The sequence below is a fragment of the Kitasatospora sp. NE20-6 genome (assembly GCF_045862635.1).
The window spans coordinates 13,902-37,639 of sequence record NZ_BPRL01000019.1 but is presented as its reverse complement, the minus strand read 5'-3'; the positions used below and the strand labels follow the sequence as shown (position 1 = coordinate 37,639).

At 74.8% G+C, this 23,738-nt stretch carries 23 protein-coding genes and 1 pseudogene; 16 read left to right on the top strand and 8 right to left on the bottom strand.

The window, feature by feature from the left end:
• The first annotated feature begins 6 nt into the window (after nt 1-6).
• Nucleotides 7-1,095, top strand: a complete 1,089-nt coding sequence (locus SNE206_RS16545; RefSeq protein WP_407914132.1) for a WD40/YVTN/BNR-like repeat-containing protein — start codon at nt 7-9, stop codon at nt 1,093-1,095.
• Between the two features lie 64 nt (nt 1,096-1,159).
• Here SNE206_RS16545 and SNE206_RS16540 read toward each other — a convergent pair whose 3' ends face one another.
• Nucleotides 1,160-1,624, bottom strand: a complete 465-nt coding sequence (locus tag SNE206_RS16540) for a MarR family winged helix-turn-helix transcriptional regulator (RefSeq protein ID WP_407914131.1) — start codon at nt 1,622-1,624, stop codon at nt 1,160-1,162.
• A 115-nt stretch (nt 1,625-1,739) separates the two neighbouring features.
• On the opposite strand from SNE206_RS16540, the gene SNE206_RS16535 reads away from it, so the two are divergent.
• Together SNE206_RS16535 and SNE206_RS16530 are read left to right on the top strand one after the other, a co-directional pair.
• On the top strand, nt 1,740-2,522 hold the full coding sequence (locus SNE206_RS16535; protein ID WP_407914130.1) for a dioxygenase: 783 nt from the start codon (nt 1,740-1,742) through the stop codon (nt 2,520-2,522).
• Between the two features lie 163 nt (nt 2,523-2,685).
• Entirely contained in the window at nt 2,686-3,432 is a 747-nt protein-coding gene (locus tag SNE206_RS16530) for a hypothetical protein (protein ID WP_407914129.1), read from the top strand.
• A gap of 90 nt (nt 3,433-3,522) precedes the next feature.
• Here SNE206_RS16530 and SNE206_RS16525 read toward each other — a convergent pair whose 3' ends face one another.
• Nucleotides 3,523-4,167: an NAD(P)-dependent oxidoreductase gene (locus tag SNE206_RS16525; RefSeq protein ID WP_407914128.1), complete on the bottom strand. Its 645-nt coding sequence runs from the start codon at nt 4,165-4,167 to the stop codon at nt 3,523-3,525.
• Nucleotides 4,168-4,337: 170 nt separating this feature from the next.
• Between SNE206_RS16525 and SNE206_RS16520 the strand changes: the two genes are divergently transcribed.
• A complete protein-coding gene (locus tag SNE206_RS16520) occupies nt 4,338-5,870 on the top strand; it encodes an AMP-binding protein (RefSeq protein ID WP_407914127.1) in 1,533 nt (510 codons plus the stop codon).
• Here the strand turns inward: SNE206_RS16520 and SNE206_RS16515 are convergent.
• Nucleotides 5,863-6,570, bottom strand: a complete 708-nt coding sequence (locus tag SNE206_RS16515; RefSeq protein ID WP_407914126.1) for a LuxR C-terminal-related transcriptional regulator — start codon at nt 6,568-6,570, stop codon at nt 5,863-5,865. The genes SNE206_RS16520 and SNE206_RS16515 overlap by 8 nt on opposite strands.
• Nucleotides 6,571-6,631: 61 nt before the next feature.
• On the opposite strand from SNE206_RS16515, the gene SNE206_RS16510 reads away from it, so the two are divergent.
• Nucleotides 6,632-7,432: a TIGR03084 family metal-binding protein gene (locus SNE206_RS16510; RefSeq protein ID WP_407914125.1), complete on the top strand. Its 801-nt coding sequence runs from the start codon at nt 6,632-6,634 to the stop codon at nt 7,430-7,432.
• A 200-nt stretch (nt 7,433-7,632) separates the two neighbouring features.
• Nucleotides 7,633-9,333, top strand: a complete 1,701-nt coding sequence (locus SNE206_RS16505; protein ID WP_407914124.1) for a purine-cytosine permease family protein — start codon at nt 7,633-7,635, stop codon at nt 9,331-9,333.
• 49 nt (nt 9,334-9,382) lie between these two features.
• Here the strand turns inward: SNE206_RS16505 and SNE206_RS16500 are convergent, their stop codons facing one another.
• Nucleotides 9,383-10,033: a GNAT family N-acetyltransferase gene (locus SNE206_RS16500; protein WP_407914123.1), complete on the bottom strand. Its 651-nt coding sequence runs from the start codon at nt 10,031-10,033 to the stop codon at nt 9,383-9,385.
• Between the two features lie 102 nt (nt 10,034-10,135).
• Here SNE206_RS16500 and SNE206_RS16495 point away from each other — a divergent pair, with 102 nt between their 5' ends.
• Complete coding sequence (locus tag SNE206_RS16495; RefSeq protein WP_407914122.1) at nt 10,136-10,828, top strand: aspartate/glutamate racemase family protein; 693 nt, start codon at nt 10,136-10,138, stop codon at nt 10,826-10,828.
• 143 nt (nt 10,829-10,971) lie between these two features.
• Nucleotides 10,972-11,376 (top strand): VOC family protein, encoded by a 405-nt coding sequence (locus SNE206_RS16490; protein ID WP_407914121.1) that lies wholly within the window; start codon nt 10,972-10,974, stop codon nt 11,374-11,376.
• Nucleotides 11,377-11,509: 133 nt separating this feature from the next.
• On the opposite strand, the gene SNE206_RS16485 is transcribed toward SNE206_RS16490, so the two are convergent.
• Nucleotides 11,510-12,652, bottom strand: a complete 1,143-nt coding sequence (locus SNE206_RS16485; protein WP_407914120.1) for a PP2C family protein-serine/threonine phosphatase — start codon at nt 12,650-12,652, stop codon at nt 11,510-11,512.
• 146 nt (nt 12,653-12,798) lie between these two features.
• Here SNE206_RS16485 and SNE206_RS16480 point away from each other — a divergent pair, with 146 nt between their 5' ends.
• The 5 genes from SNE206_RS16480 to SNE206_RS16460 all read left to right on the top strand — a co-directional run bounded on the left by SNE206_RS16480 (nt 12,799) and on the right by SNE206_RS16460 (nt 17,376).
• Nucleotides 12,799-13,749, top strand: coding sequence for an oxygenase MpaB family protein (locus SNE206_RS16480; protein WP_407914119.1), 951 nt, complete (start codon nt 12,799-12,801; stop codon nt 13,747-13,749).
• A 35-nt stretch (nt 13,750-13,784) separates the two neighbouring features.
• On the top strand, nt 13,785-14,348 hold the full coding sequence (locus tag SNE206_RS16475; RefSeq protein WP_407914118.1) for a DinB family protein: 564 nt from the start codon (nt 13,785-13,787) through the stop codon (nt 14,346-14,348).
• Between the two features lie 117 nt (nt 14,349-14,465).
• The gene (locus SNE206_RS16470) at nt 14,466-16,061 is read left to right on the top strand and encodes an AMP-binding protein (protein ID WP_407914117.1); all 1,596 of its coding nucleotides are present in this window, start codon (nt 14,466-14,468) and stop codon (nt 16,059-16,061) included.
• Between the two features lie 57 nt (nt 16,062-16,118).
• Nucleotides 16,119-16,193, top strand: coding sequence for a putative leader peptide (locus SNE206_RS16465; protein WP_405015558.1), 75 nt, complete (start codon nt 16,119-16,121; stop codon nt 16,191-16,193).
• A 157-nt stretch (nt 16,194-16,350) separates the two neighbouring features.
• Nucleotides 16,351-17,376, top strand: a complete 1,026-nt coding sequence (locus SNE206_RS16460) for an isopenicillin N synthase family dioxygenase (protein WP_407914116.1) — start codon at nt 16,351-16,353, stop codon at nt 17,374-17,376.
• Between the two features lie 74 nt (nt 17,377-17,450).
• On the opposite strand, the gene SNE206_RS16455 is transcribed toward SNE206_RS16460, so the two are convergent.
• Nucleotides 17,451-17,924 carry a PPOX class F420-dependent oxidoreductase gene (locus SNE206_RS16455; protein WP_407914115.1) on the bottom strand — a complete coding sequence of 158 codons (474 nt, stop codon included), beginning with the start codon at nt 17,922-17,924 and terminating at the stop codon, nt 17,451-17,453.
• A 210-nt stretch (nt 17,925-18,134) separates the two neighbouring features.
• On the opposite strand from SNE206_RS16455, the gene SNE206_RS16450 reads away from it, so the two are divergent.
• Nucleotides 18,135-18,851, top strand: a complete 717-nt coding sequence (locus SNE206_RS16450; protein ID WP_405014022.1) for a MerR family transcriptional regulator — start codon at nt 18,135-18,137, stop codon at nt 18,849-18,851.
• A gap of 52 nt (nt 18,852-18,903) precedes the next feature.
• Nucleotides 18,904-19,434: a GNAT family N-acetyltransferase gene (locus tag SNE206_RS16445; protein ID WP_407914114.1), complete on the top strand. Its 531-nt coding sequence runs from the start codon at nt 18,904-18,906 to the stop codon at nt 19,432-19,434.
• 60 nt (nt 19,435-19,494) lie between these two features.
• Here the strand turns inward: SNE206_RS16445 and SNE206_RS16440 are convergent.
• A pseudogene (locus SNE206_RS16440) lies at nt 19,495-20,429 on the bottom strand (NADP-dependent oxidoreductase).
• Nucleotides 20,430-20,509: 80 nt separating this feature from the next.
• Here SNE206_RS16440 and SNE206_RS16435 point away from each other — a divergent pair.
• Complete coding sequence (locus tag SNE206_RS16435; RefSeq protein WP_407914113.1) at nt 20,510-21,466, top strand: GlxA family transcriptional regulator; 957 nt, start codon at nt 20,510-20,512, stop codon at nt 21,464-21,466.
• 90 nt (nt 21,467-21,556) lie between these two features.
• Here the strand turns inward: SNE206_RS16435 and SNE206_RS16430 are convergent, their stop codons facing one another.
• A complete protein-coding gene (locus SNE206_RS16430) occupies nt 21,557-23,722 on the bottom strand; it encodes a 3-hydroxyacyl-CoA dehydrogenase NAD-binding domain-containing protein (RefSeq protein WP_407914112.1) in 2,166 nt (721 codons plus the stop codon).
• Nucleotides 23,723-23,738 lie beyond the last annotated feature (16 nt).

Here is a 23,738-nt window from a genome sequence, read left to right as displayed (position 1 = left end):
GAGCGTATGACTGAGGTGCTGCTGGCCGTCGGGACGCAGAAGGGCCTGTTCGTGGGCCGGAGTTCCGACCGCGCGGGCTGGACGTTCACCGGCCCGCACTTCGCGATGAACGCCGTGTACTCGGTGGCGGTCGACCGGCGCGGCGGCCGGGTGCGGCTGCTGGCGGGCGCGGACAGCAGCCACTGGGGGCCGTCGGTCTGGTGGTCGGACGACCTCGGCGGGAGCTGGCAGGAGCCGGCCCGGCCCGCGGTGCGGTTCCCCGAGCGGACCGGCGCCTCGCTGGAGCGGGTCTGGCAGCTCCGGCCCGCCGGGGAGGAGTCGCCCGGGGTGGTCTACGCGGGCACGCAGCCCGCCGCGCTGTTCCGCTCGGACGACCGCGGCGAGAGCTTCTCGCTGGTCGAGTCGCTCTGGGACCACCCGCAGCGCTCCGAGTGGAACGCCGGCTTCGGCGGCCAGGGCCTGCACACCGTGCTGACCGACCCGCGCGACACGCAGGCGCTGACGGTGGCGGTCTCCACCGGCGGCGTCTACCGCACCAAGGACGGCGGCGCGACCTGGACGCCGTCCAACAGCGGCATCCGCGCGGAGTTCCTGCCCGACCACTACCCGGAGTTCGGGCAGTGCGTGCACAAGGTCGCCCGGGACGCGGCCGACCCGGACCGCCTCTACCTGCAGAACCACGGCGGCGTCTACCGCAGCGACGACGACGGCCTCAGCTGGACGGACGTCGGCGCAGGGCTGCCGGCGGTCTTCGGCTTCGGCCTGGCCACGCACCCGCGGGACGGCGGCACCGCCTACCTCTTCCCGCTGGACGCGGACTACGCCCGGCTGCCGGTCGACAACCGCTGCCGGATCTTCCGCACCCGCGACGCGGGCACCAGCTGGCAGCCGCTGTCCGCCGGGCTCCCCGAGGAGCCGCACTACGGCGTGGTGCTGCGCGACGCCCTGTGCACCGACGACGCCGACCCGGCGGGCGTCTACTTCGGCAACCGCAACGGCGAGGTGTACGGCAGCGCCGACGAGGGCGACACCTGGACGCAGATCGCCTCGCACCTGCCGGACGTGCTCTGCGTCCGGGCCGCCGCCCTCGGCTGACGTCCGCCCGCCCCGCGGCGGCCGGGGCAGCGATCGGGGCAGCGATCGGGGCAGGGGCCGCCGGTCAGGCGTCCCGCTCGCGCAGGCGGCGGCTGACGGTGCCGAGGCTGTCGGCGAGGGCGAGCAGCTGCTCGGGGGTGAGCGGGTCGATCAGGGCCTCGCGGACGGCGGCGACGTGGCCGGGGGCCGCGGCGCGCAGCGCCGCCCAGCCCTGGTCGGTGATCTCGGCGAAGACGCCGCGCACGTCGCTCGGACAGGACCGGCGGGAGACCAGCCCGGCGCGCTCCAGCTGGCCGACCTGGTAGGTCAGGCCGCTCTTGGACGTGAGCAGCCGGTCGGCCAGGTCGGTCATGCGCAGCGAGCCGTCGGGGGCGGCGGAGAGCTGGACGAGGATCTCGTACTGGGTGTGCGAGAGGCCGGCGTCCTCCTTGAGCTGGCGCTCCAGGTGCCGGGCCACCAGGTTGCTGGCGGCGACGAAGCCGCGCCAGGCGGCCATCTCGTTCTCGTTCAGCCAGCGGGGTTCGTCCATGGGGAGATCCTACCTCTGTTGTTCAAATTTGAATGAGGGTGTACCGTCGACACCAGTTGGTTAAAATTTGAACCACCACAGTCGGAACCACGCACCCGCACGGAGGATGACCCCCATGAGCACCGCCGCCCCCGAGCGCATGCCGGCCCTCTACCTCTCGCACGGCGCCCCGCCGCTGGCCGACGACCCCGTCTGGCCGGGCCAGCTCGCCGCGTGGTCGGCCGACCTGCCGCGCCCCACCGCGATCCTCATGGTGTCCGCCCACTGGGAGGAGGCGCCCCTCGCCCTCGGCGCCACCACCGCCGTGCCGCTCGTCCACGACTTCTGGGGCTTCCCCGAGCACTACTACCAGGTGCAGTACGCCGCGCCGGGCGCCCCGCGGCTCGCCGAGAGCGTCCGCAAGCTGCTGCGCACCGCGGGCACGCCCGTCCAGGACGTCCCCGACCGCGGGCTCGACCACGGCGCGTACGTGCCGCTGGTCGAGATGTTCCCCGAGGCCGACATCCCGGTGCTGCAGATCTCGCTGCCCACCCTCGACCCGCAGGAGCTGATGGAGATCGGGCGCAAGCTGGCCCCGCTCCGCGACGAGGGCGTGCTGATCGTCGGCAGCGGCTTCTTCACCCACAACCTGCGCGCCCTCAGCACCGACGGCCGGATCAGCTCCGTGATGGCCGAGTTCGACGACTGGGGCCGCCGCGCCCTCGACGCCCGCGACATCGACGCCCTGCTCGACTTCGAGCGCAAGGCACCCGCCGGACGCCTCGCCCACCCGCGGACCGAGCACTTCGCCCCGCTGTTCGTCACCCTCGGCGCCGGCGAGGCCGACCTCGGCAGCCAGCGGACCGTCATCGACGGCTTCTGGATGGGCCTGGCCAAGCGCTCCGTACAGCTCGGCTGACCGGGCCGCCGGCCCTCCCGTCCGGCAGACTGGGACGCGCCCCGCGGACGGACCCGGGGACGTGACGGGCGCCTCGGCAGGACCGGAGCACCACCTCAGGACAGCAGCAGGACCGGGGGGCCGCGAGGGGGGACACGCACCCCGACACGTGGAGGCACCGCAGATGAGCAGAGAGCCCTCCGACCGCCGTTCCCGGATGTCCGCGGAGCGCGCCGCCGACGCCCGCCGGGAGCGGCGCCGCCGCCTGCTCGTCCGCGGCGGGGCCGTGGTCGCCGCCCTGGCCCTGGTCGGCGGTGTGATCGCGATCGTCGCCACCCGGGACGACTCCGGCGGCTCCGGCACGGCCCCCGCCGCCTCGACCGCCCCCGCGGCCGTCACCGCGATGCCCGCCACGCCCAGGACGACCGCCGAGGGCCGCACCACCCCGCCCCCGTGGGACGCCCCGGCGGACGCCGCCGCGGCCGCCGCCGTCCGGGCCGCCGGGCTGCCGATGCTCAGCGCCGAGGGCAGCGCCCTGCACATCCACGCCCACCTCGACGTCTTCGTCGACGGCGAGGCCGTCACCGTGCCGCCGCTGATCGGCATCGACGAGCAGGCCCAGCAGATCAGCCCCCTGCACACCCACGACACCACCGGCGTGGTGCACATCGAGTCGCCCGTCCAGGCCGACTTCAGCCTCGGGCAGTTCATGACCCAGTGGCAGGTCTCCCTCGCGGCCGACCACATCGGCGGCCTGCGCACCGATGCCGACCACACCCTCACCGCGTACGTCGACGGGAAGGCCGTCGGCGGCGACCCCGCCGCCATCATCTTCGGCGCCCACCAGGAGGTCGCCCTGGTCTACGGCACGGCGGACGAGAACGCCCGGGTCACCGTGCCCGGCTCCTACACCTTCGGCGACGGCCTCTGAGCACTCCCGGCATCCGGGCCCTCCCCGCGTCCGGGCCTTCCCCGAGCCGGACGGCGGCCGAGCGGCCCGGACGGCCGCGCCGGGCCGCCCTCAGCGGGCGCAGGTGAACCGCTCCCCCAGGTGCCGCGGCTGCTCGATCTCGTCCACCACGGCCACCGCGAAGTCCGGGACGGTGATGAAGCTGCGCCCTTCCGCGTCGACGACCAGCCGGTCCGTGTCGGTCCGGTAGGTGCCGGTGCGCCCGCCGGGCGCGACGGTCGCGGCCGGGCTGAGCACCGTCCACCGCACGTCGGGCACGGCCCGGTAGTACGCGAGGGCGTCGCCGTGCGCGTGCATGATCTGCAGGACGGGCTCCGGCAGCCCCGGGGTGTCCCAGACCCGCACGCCGGGCGCGGTCTCCAGGCTCCCGGCCCCGCCCACGACGATGAGCCGCGGGGCCTCCCCGCCGAGCGCCCGCAGCCCCTCGACCAGGCTGCGCGCCGCGGGCGCGATCAGCTGCACGTGCCCGGGTCCGTCACCGCCGCCGACCGCGCTGACCAGCACGTCGTGCCCGGCCGCGACCCGGGCGACGTCCTCCGTGCGCAGCACGTCCCCCCGGACCACCGCCGGGGAGAGCCCCTGGTAGCGGTCGGGGTCGCGCACCGCCGCCGTGACCGTGTGGCCCCGGGCGAGCGCCTCGGTGACGATGCACCGGCCGATCGCCCCGTTGGCCCCGAAGACCGCGATCCCCGCCATGTCCGGCCCGCCTCTCCTGCAACGCCGCCGCGTGTCCCGACCAGCATCGGGCCGTGTGCGGCGGCGGGCCCGCACCGACGCGCGGGCCGTGGCCGGCAGGCCGTACTCCGTCCGGGTAACACCCCCGATCGGGGGTGTCCGGCGGGGCGGTGCCCGGGCACAGTGGCCGCATGGAGACTCCTCTCACCGTCATGGACTTCCTCGACCGGGCCGAGCTCGTCTACGGCGACCGGGTCGGCATCGTCGACGAGCCCGTGCAGCCCGCCGGGTCGTGGGGCGAGGTCGGCTACCGCCGGATGGCGGAGCTGGCCCGCGCGCAGGCCGCCGGGCTCGACCGGCTGGGCGTCGGGCCGGGCGAACGGGTGGCCGTCGTCTCGCACAACTCGGCACGGCTGATGACCTCGTTCTACGGGGTGAGCGGCTTCGGCCGGGTGCTGGTGCCGGTCAACTTCCGGCTGCGGGCCGAGGAGGTCGCGTACATCGTCGAGCAGAGCGGTGCCTCGGTGCTGCTGCTCGACCCGGAGGTGGCGGACGCGCTGGCCGGGGTGCCGGCCCGGCACCGGTTCGTGCTGGGGGCGGAGAGCGACGCGGCGCTGTACGACTTCGACCGGGAGCCCGTCCGGCACCCGGTCGCGGAGTCGGACACCGCCACGGTCAACTACACGAGCGGCACGACGGCCCGGCCCAAGGGCGTCCGTCTCACCCACCGCAACCTGTGGCTCAACGCCACCCTGATGGGCCTGCACTTCGGGGCGAACGACCGGGACGTCTACCTGCACACCCTGCCGATGTTCCACGCCAACGGCTGGGGCCTGCCGTACGTGATCACCGGCCTGGGCGGGCGGCACGTCGTGCTGCGCAAGGTCGACGGCGCCGAGATCCTGCGCCGCGTCGAGCAGCACGGGGTGACCTTCCTGTGCGGCGCCCCCGCGGTGGTCGCCATGGTGCTGGCCGCCGCCGAGACCTGGGAGGGGCCCGTACCCGGCCGCGACCGGGTGCGCATCGTGGTGGCCGGCGCCCCGCCGCCGACCTCCGTGATCGAACGCGTCGAGCGCGAACTCGGCTGGGAGTTCCTGCAGATCTACGGCCTGACCGAGACCTCCCCGGTGGTCACCGTCAACCGCACCCGCGCCGAGTGGGACGCCCTGCCGCCCGCCGAGCGCGCCGAACGCCTCGTACGGGCGGGCGCGCCCTCGCTCGGCACCACGATCCGGGTGGACGCGCAGGGCGAGGTGCTGGTGCGCTCCAACACCGTGCTCGACGGCTACTGGGAGCGGCCCGACGAGACCGGCGCCGCCCTGCGCGACGGCTGGTTCCACACCGGCGACGGCGGCACCCTCACCGACGGGTACCTCACCATCTCCGACCGCAAGAAGGACGTCATCATCACCGGCGGCGAGAACGTCTCCTCGATCGAGGTCGAGGACTGCCTGTACGGGCATCCGGCGGTCGCCGAGGTCGCGGTGATCGGCGTGCCCGACGAGAAGTGGGGCGAGACGGTCAAGGCCCTGGTGGTGCTCAAGTCCGGCCGGGAGGCCGACGAGGCCGGGCTCATCTCCCACTGCAAGGAGCACCTGGCCGGCTACAAGGCCCCGACCTCGGTGGAGTTCCGCGCGGACCTGCCGCGCACCGCCACCGGCAAGCTGCAGAAGTTCCGGCTGCGCGGGCCGTACTGGGCCGAACACGACCGGAAGGTCAACTGATCAGCCCGAACTCCCGGGCGGCGATCGCGAGTTCGACCCGGTTGCGGGCGCCGAGCTTGTGCATGGCGCTCTTCAGGTAGCCGGTCACGGTGTTGCAGGTGAGCCCGAGCCGGGCGGCGATCTCCGGGTTGGTCCGGCCGGTCGCCGCCCAGCGCAGCACCTCGTGCTCGCGCGGCGTCAGCCGCGCCTCCCCCGCCGGGGAGGCCGGCCGGCCCGCCCAGGCGGCGGCACCGGCCAGCGCCCGGGTGGCCGTCCGGGCCAGGTCCGCCACCGCACCGATCCGGACGTCGCCGAAGGGCACCACCGAGCGCAGCGAGGCGTACACGACCCCGTGCACGCAGCCGTCGTGCACCAGCGGCACGGTGAGCATCGCGTACAGGTCGTCGGCGCCCACCGCCGCGTCGTACTGGTGCGAGATGGTCGTCGCCGCCCGGTAGTCCGGCACCCAGGTCGGGGACCGCTCCGCCAGCGCCCGACCGCCCAGGCCCGTGCCCGCCGGCACCCGGAGGTTGTGCAGGAGGTCCGCGCGGGTACCGGCCCAGTGCCGCAGCACCATGGCGTCCGGGCTGTCGGGCACCCCGACCAGGCCGACGTCGGCACCGCAGTCGGCCACCACCCGGCGGGCCAGGTCGGCCAGCACCGCGGCCCTGACCAGCTCGGCGGCGCGCGCGTCCGGGGGCTCGGGGGCAGCGCTCGTCACCGGGCGATTCTCACACGGGGCCCCGCACTTGGGGAGACATGCGACACGAGAGGACGAACCCTTGACCGACATCACCGCCCTGCTGGACGACCTGCGGGCCGAGAGCGCCGACCTGGACACCCGGGTGGCCGGGCTCGACGCGGCCGGCCTGGCCGTCCCCACCCCCGCCGAGGGCTGGACGATCGCCCACCAGCTCTCCCACCTCGCCTGGACGGACCGGTGGTCGCTGCTGGCCGCCCGCGACGCCGAGGGCTTCCGGACCGCCCTGCACAGGGAGTTCGCCCACGACCTGGGCGCCCTGGAACGCGGCGCCGCCGAGGGCGCCGGCGAGGACCCGGCCGCCCTGCTCGCCCGCTGGCGGGCCGGCCGCGACGCGCTCGCGGACGCGCTCGCCGCCGTTCCCGACGGCACCCGGCTGCCCTGGTTCGGACCGCCGATGAAGCCCGCCTCCATGGCCACCGCCCGCCTCATGGAGACCTGGGCGCACGGCCAGGACGTCGCCGACGCCCTCGGCACCGCCCGCACCCCCACCGCCCGGCTGCGGCACATCGCCCACCTCGGCGTACGGACCATGGGCTTCGCCTTCCTCGCGAACGGCCTGCCCGCCCCCGCCGACCCGGTGCGGGTCGAACTCACCGGACCGGCAGGCGAGTCGTGGACCTGGGGGCCGGAGGACGCCGCCGACCGGATCACCGGCCCCGCCCTGGACTTCTGCCTCCTCGCCACGCAGCGGCGGCACCCCGACGACCTCGCCCTCACCGCCACCGGCACCACCGCCCGGGCCTGGCTGCCGATCGCCCAGGCCTTCGCCGGACCTCCCGGCAAGGGCCGACCGGCAACCGGGCGAACGGCGCTCGGGTGAAGGGCGGCCGGGTGAACGACGGACAGGTGAAGGACGGCTGGATGAACGGCATTCAGGTGAACGGCATTCGGGTGAACAACGCCCGGGTGAACGGCATCTGACGGGCGGTTACCGTACGGAAACGCCGCGGGCACGTCCGGCTTCACATCGGTTGCCTACCGTCACCGCTCACAACGGCCCCGACCGCCAGGAGTGGTGAAGTGACCGAGACCACCAGCGCGCCCGCCTCCGCCCCGCCCGCCGGGGACACCGGCCCGCGGCGCTCGTACGCGAAATCCGCCGCCGACGAGAGCCTGGAGGACTACTCGCTCCGCTACGCCCCGCACTCCTTCCGCCGCTGGTCGCCGCTGTCGGTGGCGTCCACGGCGCTGGGCGGCATCGCCTACCTCGCGGACTACGCGATCGGCGCGGGCATCGTCATGTCGTACGGCTTCACCAACGCGCTCGCGGCGATCCTCGCCGCGGCCGTGGTGATCTTCCTGACCGGCATCCCGATCGCCCGCGCCTGCGCGGCCAACGGCGTCGACATGGACCTGCTGACCCGCGGCTCCGGCTTCGGCTACTTCGGGTCGACGCTGACCTCGCTGGTGTACGCGAGCTTCACCTTCATCTTCTTCGCGCTCGAAGGCTCGATCATGGCGCAGGCCTTCCACGAGGTCCTGCACATCCCGCTGCCGGTCGGCTACCTGCTGACCACGCTGATCGTCATCCCGATCGTCTTCAAGGGCATGAGCTGGATCGCCAGGGTGCAGGCGTGGACACAGCCGGTGTGGCTCCTCGGCCTGGTCGCGCCGTTCGTCGTCCTGGCGTTCCACTCCCCCGAGGTCTTCGGCGCCTTCACGCACTTCGGCGGCACCGGCGGGGTCGGCTCCGGTTTCACCCTGCTCGGCTTCGGGCTCGGCACCGGCGTGGCGCTCTCCCTCATCGCGCAGATCGGCGAGCAGGCCGACTACCTGCGGTTCATGCCGCAGCGCACGCCGGAGAACAGCCGCCGCTGGGACCTCGCGGTGCTCGCCGCCGGCCCGGGCTGGGTCGTGATCGGCGCGGTGAAGCAGCTCGGCGGCGCGCTGCTGGCGTTCGCCGCGCTCGGCGCGGTCGGCGAGACCAGGGCGCTGGAACCGATCGCCCCGTACGTCGAGTCGCTCCGGCCGTGGCTCGGGGCTGCGGCGCTGCCGGTGGCGGGCCTGTTCGTGATCGTCTCCCAGGTCAAGATCAACTCGACCAACGCGTACTCCGGCTCGCTCTCCTGGTCGAACTTCTTCTCCCGCCTGACGCACCGCCACCCCGGCCGGGTCTGGTACATCTTCCTCAACTGCGGCATCGCGCTGCTGCTGATGGAGATGAACATGTTCAGCGCGCTGGGCAGTCTGCTCGGCTTCTACTCCAACGTCGCCATCGCCTGGATCGGCGCCGTCACCGCCGACCTCGTCATCAACAAGCCGCTCGGCCTGAGCCCGAAGTACATCGAGTTCAAGCGGGCCCACCTGCACGCCGTCAACCCGGCCGGGTTCGGCGCGATGTGCGTGGCCGCGGCCGTGTCGATCGCCGCCTTCTTCGGCTGGTTCGGCACGTACGCGGAGGCGTTCAGCCCGTTCATCGCCCTGGCGCTCGCGATGGCGCTCAGCCCGCTCATCGCCTGGGCCACCAGGGGCCGCTACTACCTCGCCCGCCCCAACCCGGAGGCCGGCACGACCGACACCACCGAGACCCGGGCCTGCACGATCTGCGAGGGCTCCTACGAGGTGCCCGACACCGCGCACTGCCCGTACCACGAGGGCACCATCTGCTCGCTCTGCTGCAGCCTCGACGCCGACTGCCACGACGTCTGCACCAAGGGTGCGAAGGGCGCGAAGGGCGCGGCGGGGCCCGTGCAGCTCGGCATGCCGACCGTCGGCGGCTGACCGCCGGACGGGCCGGACGGGCCGCCGGCGGCGGGGCGCGCGGGCCCCGTCAGCGGGCGGGCCCGCCCGGCAGGACGGGCTCCGGGTCGCCGGCCAGGCGGGCGTGCAGGTGCTCGTCGTGGTGCACCCCGTCGCCGTAGCGGTACGAGGCCCGCATCGTGCCCTCCAGCAGGAAGCCGCAGCGCACGGCGACCCGGCAGGAGGCCTGGTTGGCCACCGCGTGGATCACCTCGATCCGGCGCGCCCCGGCCCCGGCGAACGCCCAGGCGGCGATCGCCGCGGTCGCCCGGGTCGCCGCCCCGCGGCCCCGGGCGTCCGGCAGCAGGCGGTAGCCGAGCTCGGCCTGCCCGTCGTCGCGGGTGCTCCAGTGCATCCCGGCGGTCCCCAGCAGGGCTCCCCCGGCGTCGAGGACGGCGAACGCGGCCTGGTCGCCGTCCTGCCAGCCGGCGGCCCGGGCGTCCAGCCACTCGGCGAACGAGGTCAGCTTCACCGGGTTCCACCGGGCCGTCTCCGGGTCGGCCGCGAGGCGCTCCACCGCGGCGGCGTGGACCTCCAGCGCGGGGTCCGCGCCCCACGGGGCGAGCCGCAGGCCGTCGAGGTCCAGTGCGGTGGCGGTGAAACCGGGCACGGAGCCGGGCACGGCCACGGGCACGGACCCGGGTGGGGCGGCGGGCGGGGAAGCGGCGGCGGCAGACGTCATGGACCACAGTCCTACCCCCCGGCGGGCGGCCCGGGCCAGCGGTTTTGTGCAGCGGCACCGGCCGGGCGCCGGGCCCGGCACCCCGTGTGCGAGAGTGGCGCGATGAGGACGATCGGGCTGATCGGCGGCATGAGCTGGGAGTCGACCGCCGCGTACTACCGGCTGCTGAACGAACTGACGCGGGAGCGGCTGGGCGGGCTGCACTCGGCACGGTGCGTGCTGTACTCCGTGGACTTCGCGGAGATCGAACAGCTGCAGACGGCCGGCCGCTGGGAGGAGGCGGGCGAGGTGCTCGCCGGTGCGGCACGGGCCCTGGAGGCCGCCGGCGCCGACCTGCTGCTGATCTGCACCAACACCATGCACAAGGTGGCCGGACAGGTGGCCGCCGCGGTGGACGTGCCGCTGCTGCACCTGGCCGACACGACGGCCGCCGCCGTCCGCGGCGCGGGGGTCCGCAGGGTCGGGCTGCTGGGTACGGCGTTCACCATGGAGCAGGACTTCTACCGGGGCCGGCTGGCCGGCCACGGACTGGACGTGCTGGTGCCGGACGCCCCCGGACGGGCCGAGGTGCACCGGGTGATCTACGAGGAGCTGTGCCTGGGCGTGGTGCGCGAGGAGTCGCGGGCCGCGTACCGGGAGGTGATCGCGGAGCTGGTCGCGCGCGGCGCCGAGGGCGTGGTGCTGGGCTGCACGGAGATCGAGCTGCTGATCGGCGCGGAGGACAGCCCGGTGCCGGTGTTCCCCACGACGCGGCTGCACGCCGAGGCCGCGGTGGCGGCCGCACTGGACGGCTGACCGTCCGTCCCCGGTCCGAACCACCGGCCTGGCTGCGGAGGCGCACGCCCCGGCAGCCTGCGTGTCGGCCGGGGCGCGGCGTGCACCGTCGAGCACAGTGGGCGGGAGGGCAGCAGAGCCGGACGAGCAGGAGGCGCGGAGCCGTGGACTGGAAACTCGAAGTGGTGGTGGTGCCCGTGGCCGACGTGGACCGCGCCAAGCACTTCTACGCCGAGCAGGTCGGCTTCGCCGTCGACACCGACACCCGCATCGGCGAGCACGCCCGCGTCGTGCAGCTGACCCCGCCCGGATCGGCCTGCTCGATCATCATCGGCACCGGGATGAGCGAGTCGCGGCCCGGCTCGATGCAGGGCCTGCAACTCGTGGTCGACGACATCGACGCCGCCCGCGCCGCGCTCGTCGCCGGAGGCGTGGAGGTCGGCCCGGTGCAGCACTTCGACGACGGCGTCCGCGCCGAGGGCAGGGGCGGCGACTGGAACTCCTTCGTGTTCTTCACCGACCCGGACGGCAACGGCTGGGCCGTCCAGGAGCGCCCCGCCGCCGGCTGACCGCCGAGAACCGTGCCGCCGGCACCGCGGGCACCCGCCCGTGAACGGCGGCCCGTGAGCACCTGCCCGTGAACGGCGGCCCGCGGACACCCGCCCGTGAGCGCCCGCCCGCGGACGGCGCCCGGACCGGCGTTCAGGCGCGCTTCACCGCGACCGCCGCGGCGTCGTCCTTCAGCCGCCCGCCGACGTACGCCAGCAGGTCGCGGCGGAGGTGGTCCAGCAGGTCCGCCGGGTCGGCCCCGGCCCACCCGGCGGCCCGCTCGGCGAGCGGGTAGAACGACCGCCGGCCGTCCCGGGCCTCGGTGACCCCGTCGGTGTGGAGCAGCAGGGTCTCGCCGGGGGCGACGGTGAAGGCGTCCTGCCGGTAGCGGACGCCGGGGAGCGCGCCGAGCCCGATCGGCGGCGCCTCCGCGGCGGGGTCGAGCTCGCGCACGGGACGTCCCGGGGCGAGGAGCAGGGGCGGCGGGTGGCCGCAGTTGGCGATCAGGACGGGCTGCGCCGGGTCGTCGGGCAGGTCGGCGAGGATCACGGTGACGAAGCGCTCCACGATGTCGTCCGCGGCCTCCGGCCCGGTGCCGTCGCCGCCGCAGGCCGTCTCCTCCGCGAGGTGGCGGCGGAAGGCCGCGTCGAGGGCGGTCGCGAGTTCGGGCAGGCCGTCGTGGTGGTGGGCGAGCACCCGGAACGCGCCGAGCACCTGCCCGGTGTCCTCGACGGCGGGCAGGCCCTTGCCGCGGACGTCGCCGATGAGCACCCGGGTGGCACCGGGCACCCGGGTGGCCGCGTACAGGTCTCCGCCGAGCAGGGCCTCGTCCTCGGCGGCGAGGTAGAGGGCGGCGAGCCGCAGCGGTCCGAGCCGTTCGGGCAGGGGGCGCAGCAGCACCCGCTGGACGGTCTCCGACACCGACCGCACCCGGGTCAGCTCGCGGCCGCGGTGCTCCCGCACCCGGCAGTAGAGGACGATCAGGGTGGAGACCAGCACCAGCGCGATGATCTGCGTCTCGTGGTTGGTGGTGAAGAGCCCGCCGTGGAAGATCCCGATGAACACCTGGGCGGCCACCGCGAGGGCGCCGATCAGGCCGGTCAGCCGGGGTCCGGCGAAGGAGGCGGTGATGGCCGGGGCCACGACCAGCAGCGGGCCGAGGTGGATGGTGTCCGGTGAGGCGATGTCGATCACCGAGATCAGCACGATGAGACCGAGCGGGATCACCACGAGCGCGTGGGCGCGCTGCCAGTCGCCGCTCAGGGCACCGGGGCGCCGCCGTCCGTGCACCGTCACCCCTCCACCCTGCACCCGGGCGGCCCCGGCGACATCCCGTGACACGGCGGCACTCCCGCGGACGGCCCTCGGGCCGCGTTGACCGTGATCTTGGACTGCCCCTACAGTCGGTCGGAGCGCGCACCGGCGGCCGGGGGAGGTTCCTGATGAGACGTCACCACTGGCTGGAGCGGATCCGGCAGCTCGACCCGGAGACCGAGTACACCGAGATCTACCGGATCAGCAGCTGGTACGAGTTCCCGTGGGACACCAGTCAGGCGCTCGGGTTCGCGCTGTACCGCACGTACGCCGTGCCGGGCATCGGGCGGCTGCTCGCCCGGACCGGCGAGTTCACCACGCGGGCGCAGAAGCGGTACGACGACACCGTGCTCATCCTGGAGGCCGTGGTCGAGCACGGCTTCGACTCCGGGCAGGGCCGCGAGGCGATCCGCCGGATGAACGGGATGCACCGGCGGTACGCGATCCCGGACGAGGACTTCGTCTACGTGCTGGCCACCTTCGTCGTCGTCCCCAAGCGCTGGCTGGACGACTACGGCTGGCGCCCGTACTCCGACCACGAGATCCGAGCCTCCGTCAACTACTACCGCGAGCTCGGCCGGCACATGGGGCTGCGGAACGTCCCCGGGACGTACGAGGAGTTCGAGCGCCTGCTGGACGACTACGAGCGCGCCCACTTCGCCTTCGACCAGGGCGGCCGGGACGTCTCCGACGCCACGCTCGACCTCACCGCGAGCTGGTACCCGCGCCCCGTCGGCGCGCAGATGCGCCGGTCCGCGGTCTGCCTGCTCGACGACCCGCTGCGGGAGGCGTTCGGCTACCCGCGGCCGCCCGCCCTGCTGACCGCGCTGGTGCGCGGCGGCATGCGGCTGCGCGGCCGCGCCGTCCGGCTGCTGCCGCCGCGCCGCACCCCGCACCTGGCCCGCGACGGCCGCCAGGTGCGGGGGTACCCCGGCGGGTACCGGGTCTCCGAGCTCGGCACCTTCGAGCCGGGCACGGAGCCCGGCGCGGCAGCAGGCACGGCGGGCACGGAGCCCGGCACGGCAGCGGGCACGGCGGAGCGAGGCGGCTGCCCCTTCCCGCACGGCGGGGCGTCCTGACCGCCGGTGTCGGCAGGGCGTGCGAGGCTGCCGGGATGACCGACGACCCCACACCCGAGATCCCCCCGCAGAACTACGCCCGGAGCTGGGCCGACGGGGGCGCGCGGCCGCCGCTGCCCCTGGTCGGCGACGAGCGCGAGATCCTCACCGCCTACCTGGACCACCACCGCGAGACGCTCGCGCTGAAGTGCGCCGGCCTCACGGCCGCGCAGCTGTCCGAGCACGCCGTGCCGCCGTCCGCGCTGACCCTGCACGGCCTGGTGCGGCACCTCGCCGGGGTGGAGCAGTGGTGGCTGCACCTGCAGTTCGCCGGGGCCGACGAGCCGATGATCCACTACTCCGACGAGGACCCCGACCAGGACTTCGAGCACCTGGACGGCGACCCGGCCGAGGCGCTGGCCGCCTGGCGGGCCCGGTGCGAGCGCTCCCGGGAGATCGTCGCCGCCGCGCCCTCGCTGGACGCCACCGGCGTGCACCGGGCCACCGGGCAGCCCGTCTCGCTGCGCCGCATCCTGGTGCACCTGATCGCCGAGTACGCCCGCCACGACGGCCACGCCGACCTGCTGCGCGAGCGCCTGGACGGCGCGACGGGCTTCTGACCCCGTCCCGCTCCCGGACCGCCGGGGCGCGGGGCCCCGGCGGGCGCCCTTGACGAAGGACCGTCCGCTGACGAGCCTTGATCCCGTCGGGCACAACCCCGGGCCAGGAGGTCGACGGTGACCGAGCAGGCGTCCCACGCGCGCGGACGGACGGACGTCCCGCTGCTGGACGAGACGATCGGCCGGTGCCTGGCGCGCACCGCCGCCGCGTTCCCCGGCCGCGAGGCGCTGGTCGACGTGCCGAGCGGCCGCCGCTGGACGTACGCCGAACTCGCCCGGGACGTCGACCGGGTGGCCCGCGGCCTGCGGGCGCGCGGCGTCGGCCGGGGCGACCGGGTCGGCATCTGGGCGCTCAACTGTCCCGAGTGGGTGCTCGTGCAGTACGCCACCGCCCGGCTCGGCGCGGTCCTCGTCACGATCAACCCCGCCTACCGGACCCACGAGCTGGCGTACGCGCTCGACCGGTCCGGGGTGAGCCTGCTCGTCGCGCAGCCCGCCTACCGCACCAGCGACTACCGGGCCATGGTCGCCGAGGTCCGCGGGCAGTGCCCCGGCCTCCGCGAGACGCTCTGGATCGGCGACCCGGCCTGGCAGGAACTCGACGGCGACGGCCCCCTGCCCGACGACCTCTCCCCCGACGACCCGATCAACATCCAGTACACCTCCGGCACCACCGGCTTCCCCAAGGGCGCCACCCTCTCGCACCGCAACATCCTCAACAACGGCCACTGGGTGGGCGAGCTCGTCGGCTACACCGAGCACGACCGGATCTGCCTGCCCGTACCGCTCTACCACTGCTTCGGCATGGTCATGGGAAACCTCGCGGCCCTCACCCACGGCGCCTGCGTCGTCCTGCCGGGCCAGGGCTTCGACCCGGCCGCGGCCCTGCACGCGGTCGCCGCCGAACGCGCCACCTCGCTCTACGGCGTGCCGACGATGTTCATCGCCGAGCTCGGCCTCCCGGACTTCGCCGCGTACGACCTCACCTCGCTGCGCACCGGCATCATGGCCGGCTCGCCGTGCCCGGTCGAGGTGATGAAGCGGGTGCAGACCGAGATGCACATGGCCGAGGTCGCCATCGCGTACGGCATGACCGAGACCTCGCCCGTCTCCACGCAGACCCGGCGCGACGACGACCTCGACCACCGGACCGGCACGGTCGGCCGCGTGCTGCCGCACCTGGAGGTCAAGGTCGTCCACCCGGACACCGGCGGCACCGTCGCCCGCGGTGCGACCGGCGAGCTCTGCACCCGCGGCTACTCCGTCATGCTCGGCTACTGGGACGACCCCGTCCGCACCGCCGAGGTGGTCGACCCCGAGGGCTGGATGCACACCGGCGACCTCGCCGTCATGCGTCCGGACGGCTACCTGGCGGTCGTCGGCCGGATCAAGGACATGATCATCCGTGGCGGCGAGAACGTCTACCCGCGCGAGATCGAGGAGTTCCTGCACACCCACCCCGCGATCGCGGACGTCCAGGTGGTCGGCGTGCCCGACCCGCGGTACGGCGAGGAGATCTGCGCCTTCGTGGTGCTCCGCGACCCGGCCGCCGGCCTCACCGCCGACGAGGTCGCCGCGTACTGCCGCGGACGGCTCGCCCACTACAAGACCCCCCGCCACGTGCACGTGGTCGACGCCTTCCCGATGACGGTCAGCGGCAAGGTCAGAAAGAACGAGCTCCGCGAACGGGCGGCCCGCGCGCTCACCACGTGAGCCCCCCGCCCCGGCGGGCCCGGCCACCGCCGGTCGCGGTCCGTTACGCTGGTTGACGTGCTCCTTCTCGTTCGCCGGCGCCACGTGGACCTGCTCCGCGTCACGAGCGCGTCCTGTCGACGCTCCGGCTGACCCCGCCCGCCCTCCGCCCTGTACGGGGCAGATCCCCGGCCCAGGGCACACAGACTCCCCCGGCACCGCTGCACCGGCCGCACCCGGCCCGGCAGCGGCAGCATCCCCGGTGACCACCGGGCCCGTCCGGGGCACCGACACCCCAGGGATGTCACCCATGACCCAGCAGTCCCCCAGCACCGGCCTCCCCGTGATCGACCTGTCCCTCGCGGACGGCGGCCCCGAGGAGCGCGCCCGGCTCCACGCCGGACTCCGGGCCGCCGCCACCGAGGTCGGCTTCTTCCAGCTCGTCGGGCACGGCGTCACCCCGGCCGAGACCGGCGCCCTCACCGCGGCGATGCACGCCTTCTTCGCCCTCCCGGAGGCCGACCGGCTCGCCGTCAGCAACCTCAACTCGCCGCACTTCCGCGGCTACACCCGCACCGGCGACGAACGCACCGGCGGCAGCCGCGACTGGCGCGACCAGCTCGACATCGGCGCGGAGCTGCCCCCGCACGTGCCCCACCGCGGCGAACCGCCGTACTGGTGGCTGGAGGGCCCCAACCAGTGGCCGGCCGCGCTGCCCGAGCTGCGCGAGGCCGCCCTGCACTGGATCGACCGCCTCGGCGGCGTCGGCCGGCGCCTCCTGCGCGAGCTGCTCACCGCCATCGGCGCCCGCCCCGACTTCTACGACGACGCCTTCGCCGGCCACCCGCACCTGCGCCTCAAGCTCGTCCGCTACCCCGGCACCGCCCCGGACGGCGCCGCGCAGGGCGTCGGCTCGCACAAGGACTACGGCTTCATCACCCTGCTCCTCCAGGACACCGTGGGCGGCCTCCAGGTGGAGCGCGCGGACGGCTCGTACCTCGAAGTGCCCCCGATGGAGGGCGCCTTCGTCGTCAACCTGGGCGAACTGCTGGAGGTCGCCACCGACGGCTACCTCAAGGCCACCAGCCACCGCGTGGTCAGCCCGCCCGGCGCCCGGGAGCGGTTCTCCGTGCCGTTCTTCTACAACCCGCGCCTGGACGCCCACGTCGAACCGCTCGACTTCCCGCAGGCCCACCACGCGCCCGGCGCGACCGACGACCCGGCGAACCCGCTCTACGCCGAGTTCGGACGCAACGAGCTCAAGGGCTACCTCCGGGCCCACCCCGAGGTGACCCGCCGCCACCACGCCGACCTGCTGCCGCTCACCGCGGCCTGACACCCCGCGCGGGCGGCCGCGTACGGACGCCCCCGGCCCGACCGCCGGGGGCGTCCCGTACGCGCCGCGCGCCGTTACTGCGGGTCCTGCACCAGCCGGGCCGGGAAGCCGCCCGTCGCGACCGGGCCCCAGCGGCGCGGGGTGACGCGGATCAGCGACTTGCCCTGCCGCACCATCGCCGCGCGGTACTCGTCCCAGTCCGGGTGCTCGCCCGCGATGGTGCGGAAGTACTCGACCAGCGGCTCGACCGACTCGGGCGCGTCGATCACCTCCGCCTCGCCGTCGATCTGCACCCACGGGCCGTCCCACTCGTCGGAGAGCACGACCACGCTGACCGAGGCGTCCCGGCGGGCGTTGCGGGTCTTCGCCCGCTCCGGGTAGGTGGAGACGACGATGCGTCCCTCGGCGTCGACCCCGCAGGTCAGCGGGGACGCCTGCGGGCTGCCGTCGGCCCGGCGGGTCAGGAGGAGGGCACGGTGCCGGGGGCGGACGAACTCCAGCAGTTCGTCGAGACCCACCCGGGTGCTGGTGGCGATCGAAGGGCTCATGCCGATCAGCGTAGAGCGCTTTCCCGGGCGCGGGAGGGCCCGCCGGGCCCGACCCGCCGACACCGCGGACGGGAGCCGGGCGGCCGCCGCGGGGCACTGTCCCACTGCTACTGTCCCAGCAGGACTGCTGCACCGGGCGGGACCGGCACCGGGAGCAGCACCGGCCGCCCCGCGCGAGGGACGGCCGGCCAGGGCGGAGGAGCGCAGAGGATGACCACGGACGTGCCGCGGCTGACCGTGGACGAGCTGGCCGCGCGCGCCGGGGTGACCGTCCGGACCCTCCGCTTCTACGCCGCCAAGGGGCTCCTGCCGCCGCCCGAGCTCGGCCCCCGCAGGGTCGGCCTGTACGGTCCCGAACACCTCGGCCGGCTCGAACTCATCGAGGAACTCCAGCGGCAGGGCCTCACTCTGGCGGCCATCGAACGCTACCTCGCCCAACTCCCCGAGGACATCGGCTCGCTGGACCTCGCCATCCACCGCGCCCTGGTCGCCTCCTGGACACCCGAGGCGGCCGAGGAGGCGGGGCGCGCCCAACTCGCCCGGCGGGTCGGGCGCGAGCTCTCCGACGCGGACGTCGACCGGCTCGTCGCCATGGGCGCCCTCCACCGCACCGACGACCCCGACGTCTTCAAGACCGACCCGGGCCTGCTGCCGCTCGGCGTCCGCATCCTCGACGTCCCCATCCCGCTGGAGACCCTGCTGGCCGCCCGCGCCGTCGTCCGCCTGCACAGCCGGGCCACCGCCCACGACCTGCACCGCCTCTTCCGCGACACCGTGTGGAAGCCCTACCGCGAGAGCGGCCCCGACCCCGACGCCCTCGCGCACATGAAGAGCCTCGCCGACCGCATCCAGCCCATGGTCGTGCAGGCCATCGTCACGGCCTTCCAGCGCTCCCTCGCCGACGAGCTCGCCGGCGGCACCGACTGACCTGCGGCGAAAACGGCTGGACCGCAGCCCCGCACGGCGCTTGGGTGGCCGCATGACCGTACTCCGCACCGCCCGCCTCACCCTCCGGCCCTGGCAGGACTCCGACCTCGCCCCCTGGGCCGCCATGAACGCCGACCCCGAGGTGCGCCGGCACCTCGGCCCCGTCCTGACCCGTGCGCAGGCCGACGCCTCCGTGGCCGCCTTCCGGGCGGAGTTCGCGGCCCGCGGCTACGGCTGGTGGGCCGTCGAGACCACCGCCACCGGCACCTTCATCGGCTTCGCCGGCCTCGACGACGTCGACCCCGGCCTCCCCTTCGCCGGGGTCGAGATCGGCTGGCGCCTCGCCCGCGAGGCCTGGGGCCACGGCTACGCCACCGAGGCCGCCCGCACGTGCCTCGACTTCGGCTTCGAGGACCTCGGACTGCCGGAGGTCCTCGCCGTCACCACCGTCGCCAACCACCGCTCGCAGGCCGTCATGCAGCGGCTCGGGATGACCCGCGACCCGGCGGACGACTTCGACGACCCGGAGGCCCCCGAGGGGCCGCTCCGCACGAACGTGCTGTACCGGATCGGCCGGCCCTGACGGGCCGCACGGCACGGCGCTGCGCGGCGGTGCCCGTCACGACCGGAGCGCCGTCCGCGGTCACTCCGCGACGGTGAGCACCACCTTGCCCGTGACATGGCCGGTGTCGCCGAGCGCGTGGCCCTTCGCGGCGTCCGCGAGCGGGAGGACCGCCTCGACGACCGCGCGCAGCCGTCCGGCCGCGACCAGGTCGGCGACGGCCCGCATGCCCTCCTGGTCGGCCTCGACCAGGAGGGCGTCGGCCCGGACGCCGCGGGCGGCCGCCGCCGCGGCGAGGCCCTCGGGCAGGGCCCCGAGGGCGATGGTGATCAGCCGGCCGCCCGGCTTCAGGACGCCGAGGGAGCGCAGCGCGGTGTCGCCGCCGATGGTGTCGAGCACGAGGTCGACCGGGCCGGCCGCGGCGAAGTCCGCCGTACGGTAGTCGATCACCTCGTCGGCGCCGAGTTCCCGCACGAGGGCGTGCTTGGGGGCGCTGGCGGTGCCGATCACGTACGCGCCGCGCTCCTTGGCGATCTGTACGGCGAGGTGGCCGACGCCGCCCGCGGCGGCGTGGACGAGCACCCGCTGTCCCGGCTGCACGTCCGCGGCGTCGACGAGCACCTGCCGGGCGGTGAGCGCGGCCAACGGGACCGCCGCGGCCTGCACGTGGTCGACGTTCTCCGGCTTGCGGACGAGTGCCCGGGCCGGGGCGGTGACGTACTCGGCGAAGGAGCCGACGCCGTGCGGGTAGGGCAGCATGCCGAACACCTCGTCGCCCACCCGGTGCAGGGTGACGCCGATGCCGACGGCCTCCACCACGCCGGAGACGTCCCAGCCGAGCACCAGCGGCAGGCGGCCGAGGAAGCCGCCGAACTGCCGGTGCTTCCAGTCGGTGGGGTTCATGCCGGCCGCGCGGACGCGAACGAGCACCTCGGAGGGCCCGGCACCGGGCGGTCGGTCGTGATCTCGCGCAGCACCTCGGGGCCGCCGTACGTGTCCTGGCTGATCGCCTTCATCGTCGTCATGCCACCAGGATCGTCCGGGGCCGACCAGGGACGGAAGTGGCCCGGGGGCCACGATGTGCAAGGATCGGGCCATGCACCGCGTCGTCGTCCTCGCCGTGGACGGGGTCATCCCGTTCGAGCTGAGCCTGCCCTCCCGCCTGTTCGGAGCCGCCACCGACGCCGACGGGCGCCCGCTCTACGAGGTGGTCACCTGCTCGCCGGACGGGCGGCCCGTCCGGACCGCCGCCGACTTCTCGATCACCGTCGAGCGTGACGCCACGGCCCTCGCAGAGGCGCACACCGTGGTGATCCCGGCGTCCGAGGACTTCGCCCGGATCGCCGGCCCGGACTCCCTGCCGCCCGCCGTCGCCCGGGCCCTCGACCTGGTCGGCCCCCGCACCCGGATCGTCGGCATCTGCATCGCCACCTTCCCGCTCGCGGCGGCCGGCCTGCTGGACGGCCGCGAGGCGGCCACGCACTGGCACCACGCGGAGCGGTTCCGCCGGGTCTTCCCCCGGGTCGGACTCCGGCCCGACGTGCTCTTCGTCGACGCGGGCCGGGTGCTGACCTCGGCGGGCGCGGCGGCCGGCATCGACCTGATCCTGCACCTCGTCCGGCTCGACCACGGCAGCGCGGTGGCCAACCAGGTCGCCCGGCGCTGCGTCGTGCCGCCCCAACGCGAGGGCGGCCAGGCGCAGTACGTGGAGCGGCCGGTGCCACCGACGGCGGACACCGGCACCTCGGCCACCCGCGCCTGGGCCCTCGCCCGCCTCCACGAGCCGCTCCGGCTCGCCGACTTCGCCGCGCACGCCGGGATGAGCCGCCGCACGTTCACCCGCCGGTTCCGCGCCGAGGTCGGGCTGAGCCCCGGACAGTGGCTCACCCGGCAGCGGGTCGACCTGGCACGGGAGTTGCTGGAGAGCAGCGACCTGCCGGTGGACCGGATCGCCGAACGCGCAGGCTTCGGCACCGACGCCACGCTGCGCACCCGGCTGCACGCGGCGATCGGCGTCTCCCCGGGCACGTACCGGCGGACGTTCCGCGCCTGAGCGGCACCCGGGCGGGACGGGAACCCGACCGCGGACCGCGCGCCCGCCGGGGGCAGGGTGCGCGGTCGTCCGGCCGTCGGCGCGCGGTCGTCAGTCGCGGAACGTGCGGCCGTCGGCGGCCATCGCCTCCAGCAGCGGCGGCGGGAGGAAGCGGTCGCCGTAGGCGGCGGCCAGCTCCCGTGCCCGGGCCGTGAATCCGGGCAGGCCGCCGTCGTAGCCGTTGATGTACTGCAGCACGCCGCCCGTCCACGCGGGGAAGCCGATGCCGAGGATGGAGCCCACGTTGGCGTCGGCGACGGAGGTGAGGACGTTCTCCTCCAGGCAGCGGACGGAGTCCAGGGCCTCGGCGAAGAGCATCCGCTCCTTCATGTCCTCGAACGGGATCTCCGTGCCGGGCCGGGTGAAGTGCTCGCGCAGGCCGGGCCAGAGGCGGGTGCGGCGGCCGTCCGCGTACTCGTAGAAGCCGGCGCCGCCGCTGCGGCCGGTGCGGTCGAACTCGTCGACCATGCGGTCGATCACGGTGTCGGCCGGGTGGGCCGTCCAGCTGCCGCCGGCGTCCTCGACGGCCCGCCGCGACTCGTTGCGGATCTTGCGCGGCAGGGTGAGGGTGAGCTCGTCCATCAGCGAGAGCACCTTCGCCGGGTAGCCGGCCTGGGCGGCGGCCTGCTCGACGGAGACCGGGTCGAGGCCCTCGCCGACCATGGCGACGCCCTCGTTGATGAACTGGCCGATGACCCGCGAGGTGAAGAAGCCGCGGGAGTCGTTGACGACGATCGGCGTCTTCCGGATCTGCCGCACGAGGTCGAAGGCGCGGGCCAGCGCCTCGTCACCGGTGCGGGCGCCCTTGATGATCTCGACGAGCGGCATTTTGTCGACCGGCGAGAAGAAGTGCAGGCCGATGAAGTCGGCGGGCCGCGAGACGCCTTCGGCGAGCAGGCCGATCGGGAGGGTGGAGGTGTTCGAGCAGAGCAGGGCGTCCGGGGCGACGACGTCCTGCACCTCCTGGAAGACCTTGTGCTTGAGCTCCGGGTTCTCGAAGACCGCCTCGACGACGGCGTCGCAGCCCGCGAGGTCGGCCGCGTCGGCGGTCGGGGTGATCCGGGCGAGCAGCGCCTCGCGCTCCTCCGGGGTGGTGCGGCCGCGCGCGACGGCCTTGTCCAGCAGGCTTGCGGAGTAGGCCTTCCCGCGTTCCGCCGCCTCCGGGGTGACGTCCTTGAGCAGCACCTGGATGCCGGCCCTGGCGCAGGAGTACGCGATGCCCGCGCCCATCATCCCGGCGCCGAGCACCGCGACCTTCGTGACCGGCCGGGCGGGGACGTCCTTCGGGCGCCCGGCACCGGAGTTGACGGCCTGCATGTCGAAGAAGAACGCCTGGATCATGTTCTTCGCGGTCTGCCCGGTGACGAGTTCCGTGAAGTAGCGGGCCTCGATCGCCATCGCCGTGTCGACGTCCACCTGCGCACCCTCGACCGCCGCCGCGAGGATGTTGCGCGGCGCCGGGTAGGGCGCTCCGGCGAGCTGCTTGCGCAGGTTCGCCGGGAAGGCGGGCAGGTTGGCGGCGAGCGCCGGGGTGGCCGGGGTGCCGCCGGGGATGCGGTACCCCTTGGCGTCCCAGCGCTGCACGGACTCCGGGTTGGCCTCGATGAAGGCGCGCGCCCTGGCGAGCATCTCCTCGGGCGTGGCGGCGAGTTCGTCGACCAGGCCGTGCTGCAGGGCCTGCGCCGGACGGTACTGCTGCCCCTGCAGCAGCACCTTGAGCAGGGCGTCGGCGATGCCGAGCAGCCGGACGGTGCGGACGACACCGCCGCCGCCGGGCAGCAGGCCGAGGGTCACCTCCGGCAGGCCGATCTTCGAGCCGGGGGCGTCCAGGGCCACGCGGTGGTGGCAGGCGAGCGCGATCTCCAGGCCGCCGCCGAGCGCGGCACCGTTGACGGCGGCGACGACGGGCCGGCCGAGCGTCTCCAGGGCGCGCAGGGCGCGCTTGATGCGCATGCCGTGCTCGAACGTCGCGGCGGCGTCGCCGGGCCCGACGGACGACAGCAGGTGCAGGTCGCCGCCGGCGAAGAACGTCTTCTTGGCGGAGGTCACGATCACCCCGCGCAGGCCCTCGGTGGCCCGCAGCCTCTCCACCGCGGCGTCGAGCGCCTCGGTGAAGGCCGCGTTCATGGTGTTGACGGACTGCGCCGGGTCGTCGAGGACGAGGGTGACCACACCGTCCCCGTCCTGCTCCCAGCGGATGGCGGTTGCTTCGGTCATGGGGATTTCTCTCCAG

Bases quoted from the DNA above. Each gene is read 5' to 3' on its own strand.
- SNE206_RS16530 (WP_407914129.1), top strand. From the start codon at position 2,686: ATGAGCAGAGAGCCCTCCGACCGCCGTTCCCGGATGTCCGCGGAGCGC.
- SNE206_RS16460 (WP_407914116.1), top strand. From the start codon at position 16,351: ATGACCCAGCAGTCCCCCAGCACCGGCCTCCCCGTGATCGACCTGTCC.
- SNE206_RS16480 (WP_407914119.1), top strand. From the start codon at position 12,799: ATGAGACGTCACCACTGGCTGGAGCGGATCCGGCAGCTCGACCCGGAG.
- SNE206_RS16540 (WP_407914131.1), bottom strand. From the start codon at position 1,624: ATGGACGAACCCCGCTGGCTGAACGAGAACGAGATGGCCGCCTGGCGC.
- SNE206_RS16435 (WP_407914113.1), top strand. From the start codon at position 20,510: ATGCACCGCGTCGTCGTCCTCGCCGTGGACGGGGTCATCCCGTTCGAG.
- SNE206_RS16495 (WP_407914122.1), top strand. From the start codon at position 10,136: ATGAGGACGATCGGGCTGATCGGCGGCATGAGCTGGGAGTCGACCGCC.
- SNE206_RS16430 (WP_407914112.1), bottom strand. From the start codon at position 23,722: ATGACCGAAGCAACCGCCATCCGCTGGGAGCAGGACGGGGACGGTGTG.
- SNE206_RS16545 (WP_407914132.1), top strand. From the start codon at position 7: ATGACTGAGGTGCTGCTGGCCGTCGGGACGCAGAAGGGCCTGTTCGTG.
- SNE206_RS16520 (WP_407914127.1), top strand. From the start codon at position 4,338: ATGGAGACTCCTCTCACCGTCATGGACTTCCTCGACCGGGCCGAGCTC.
- SNE206_RS16535 (WP_407914130.1), top strand. From the start codon at position 1,740: ATGAGCACCGCCGCCCCCGAGCGCATGCCGGCCCTCTACCTCTCGCAC.
- SNE206_RS16475 (WP_407914118.1), top strand. From the start codon at position 13,785: ATGACCGACGACCCCACACCCGAGATCCCCCCGCAGAACTACGCCCGG.
- SNE206_RS16450 (WP_405014022.1), top strand. From the start codon at position 18,135: ATGACCACGGACGTGCCGCGGCTGACCGTGGACGAGCTGGCCGCGCGC.
- SNE206_RS16500 (WP_407914123.1), bottom strand. From the start codon at position 10,033: ATGACGTCTGCCGCCGCCGCTTCCCCGCCCGCCGCCCCACCCGGGTCC.
- SNE206_RS16445 (WP_407914114.1), top strand. From the start codon at position 18,904: ATGACCGTACTCCGCACCGCCCGCCTCACCCTCCGGCCCTGGCAGGAC.
- SNE206_RS16455 (WP_407914115.1), bottom strand. From the start codon at position 17,924: ATGAGCCCTTCGATCGCCACCAGCACCCGGGTGGGTCTCGACGAACTG.
- SNE206_RS16525 (WP_407914128.1), bottom strand. From the start codon at position 4,167: ATGGCGGGGATCGCGGTCTTCGGGGCCAACGGGGCGATCGGCCGGTGC.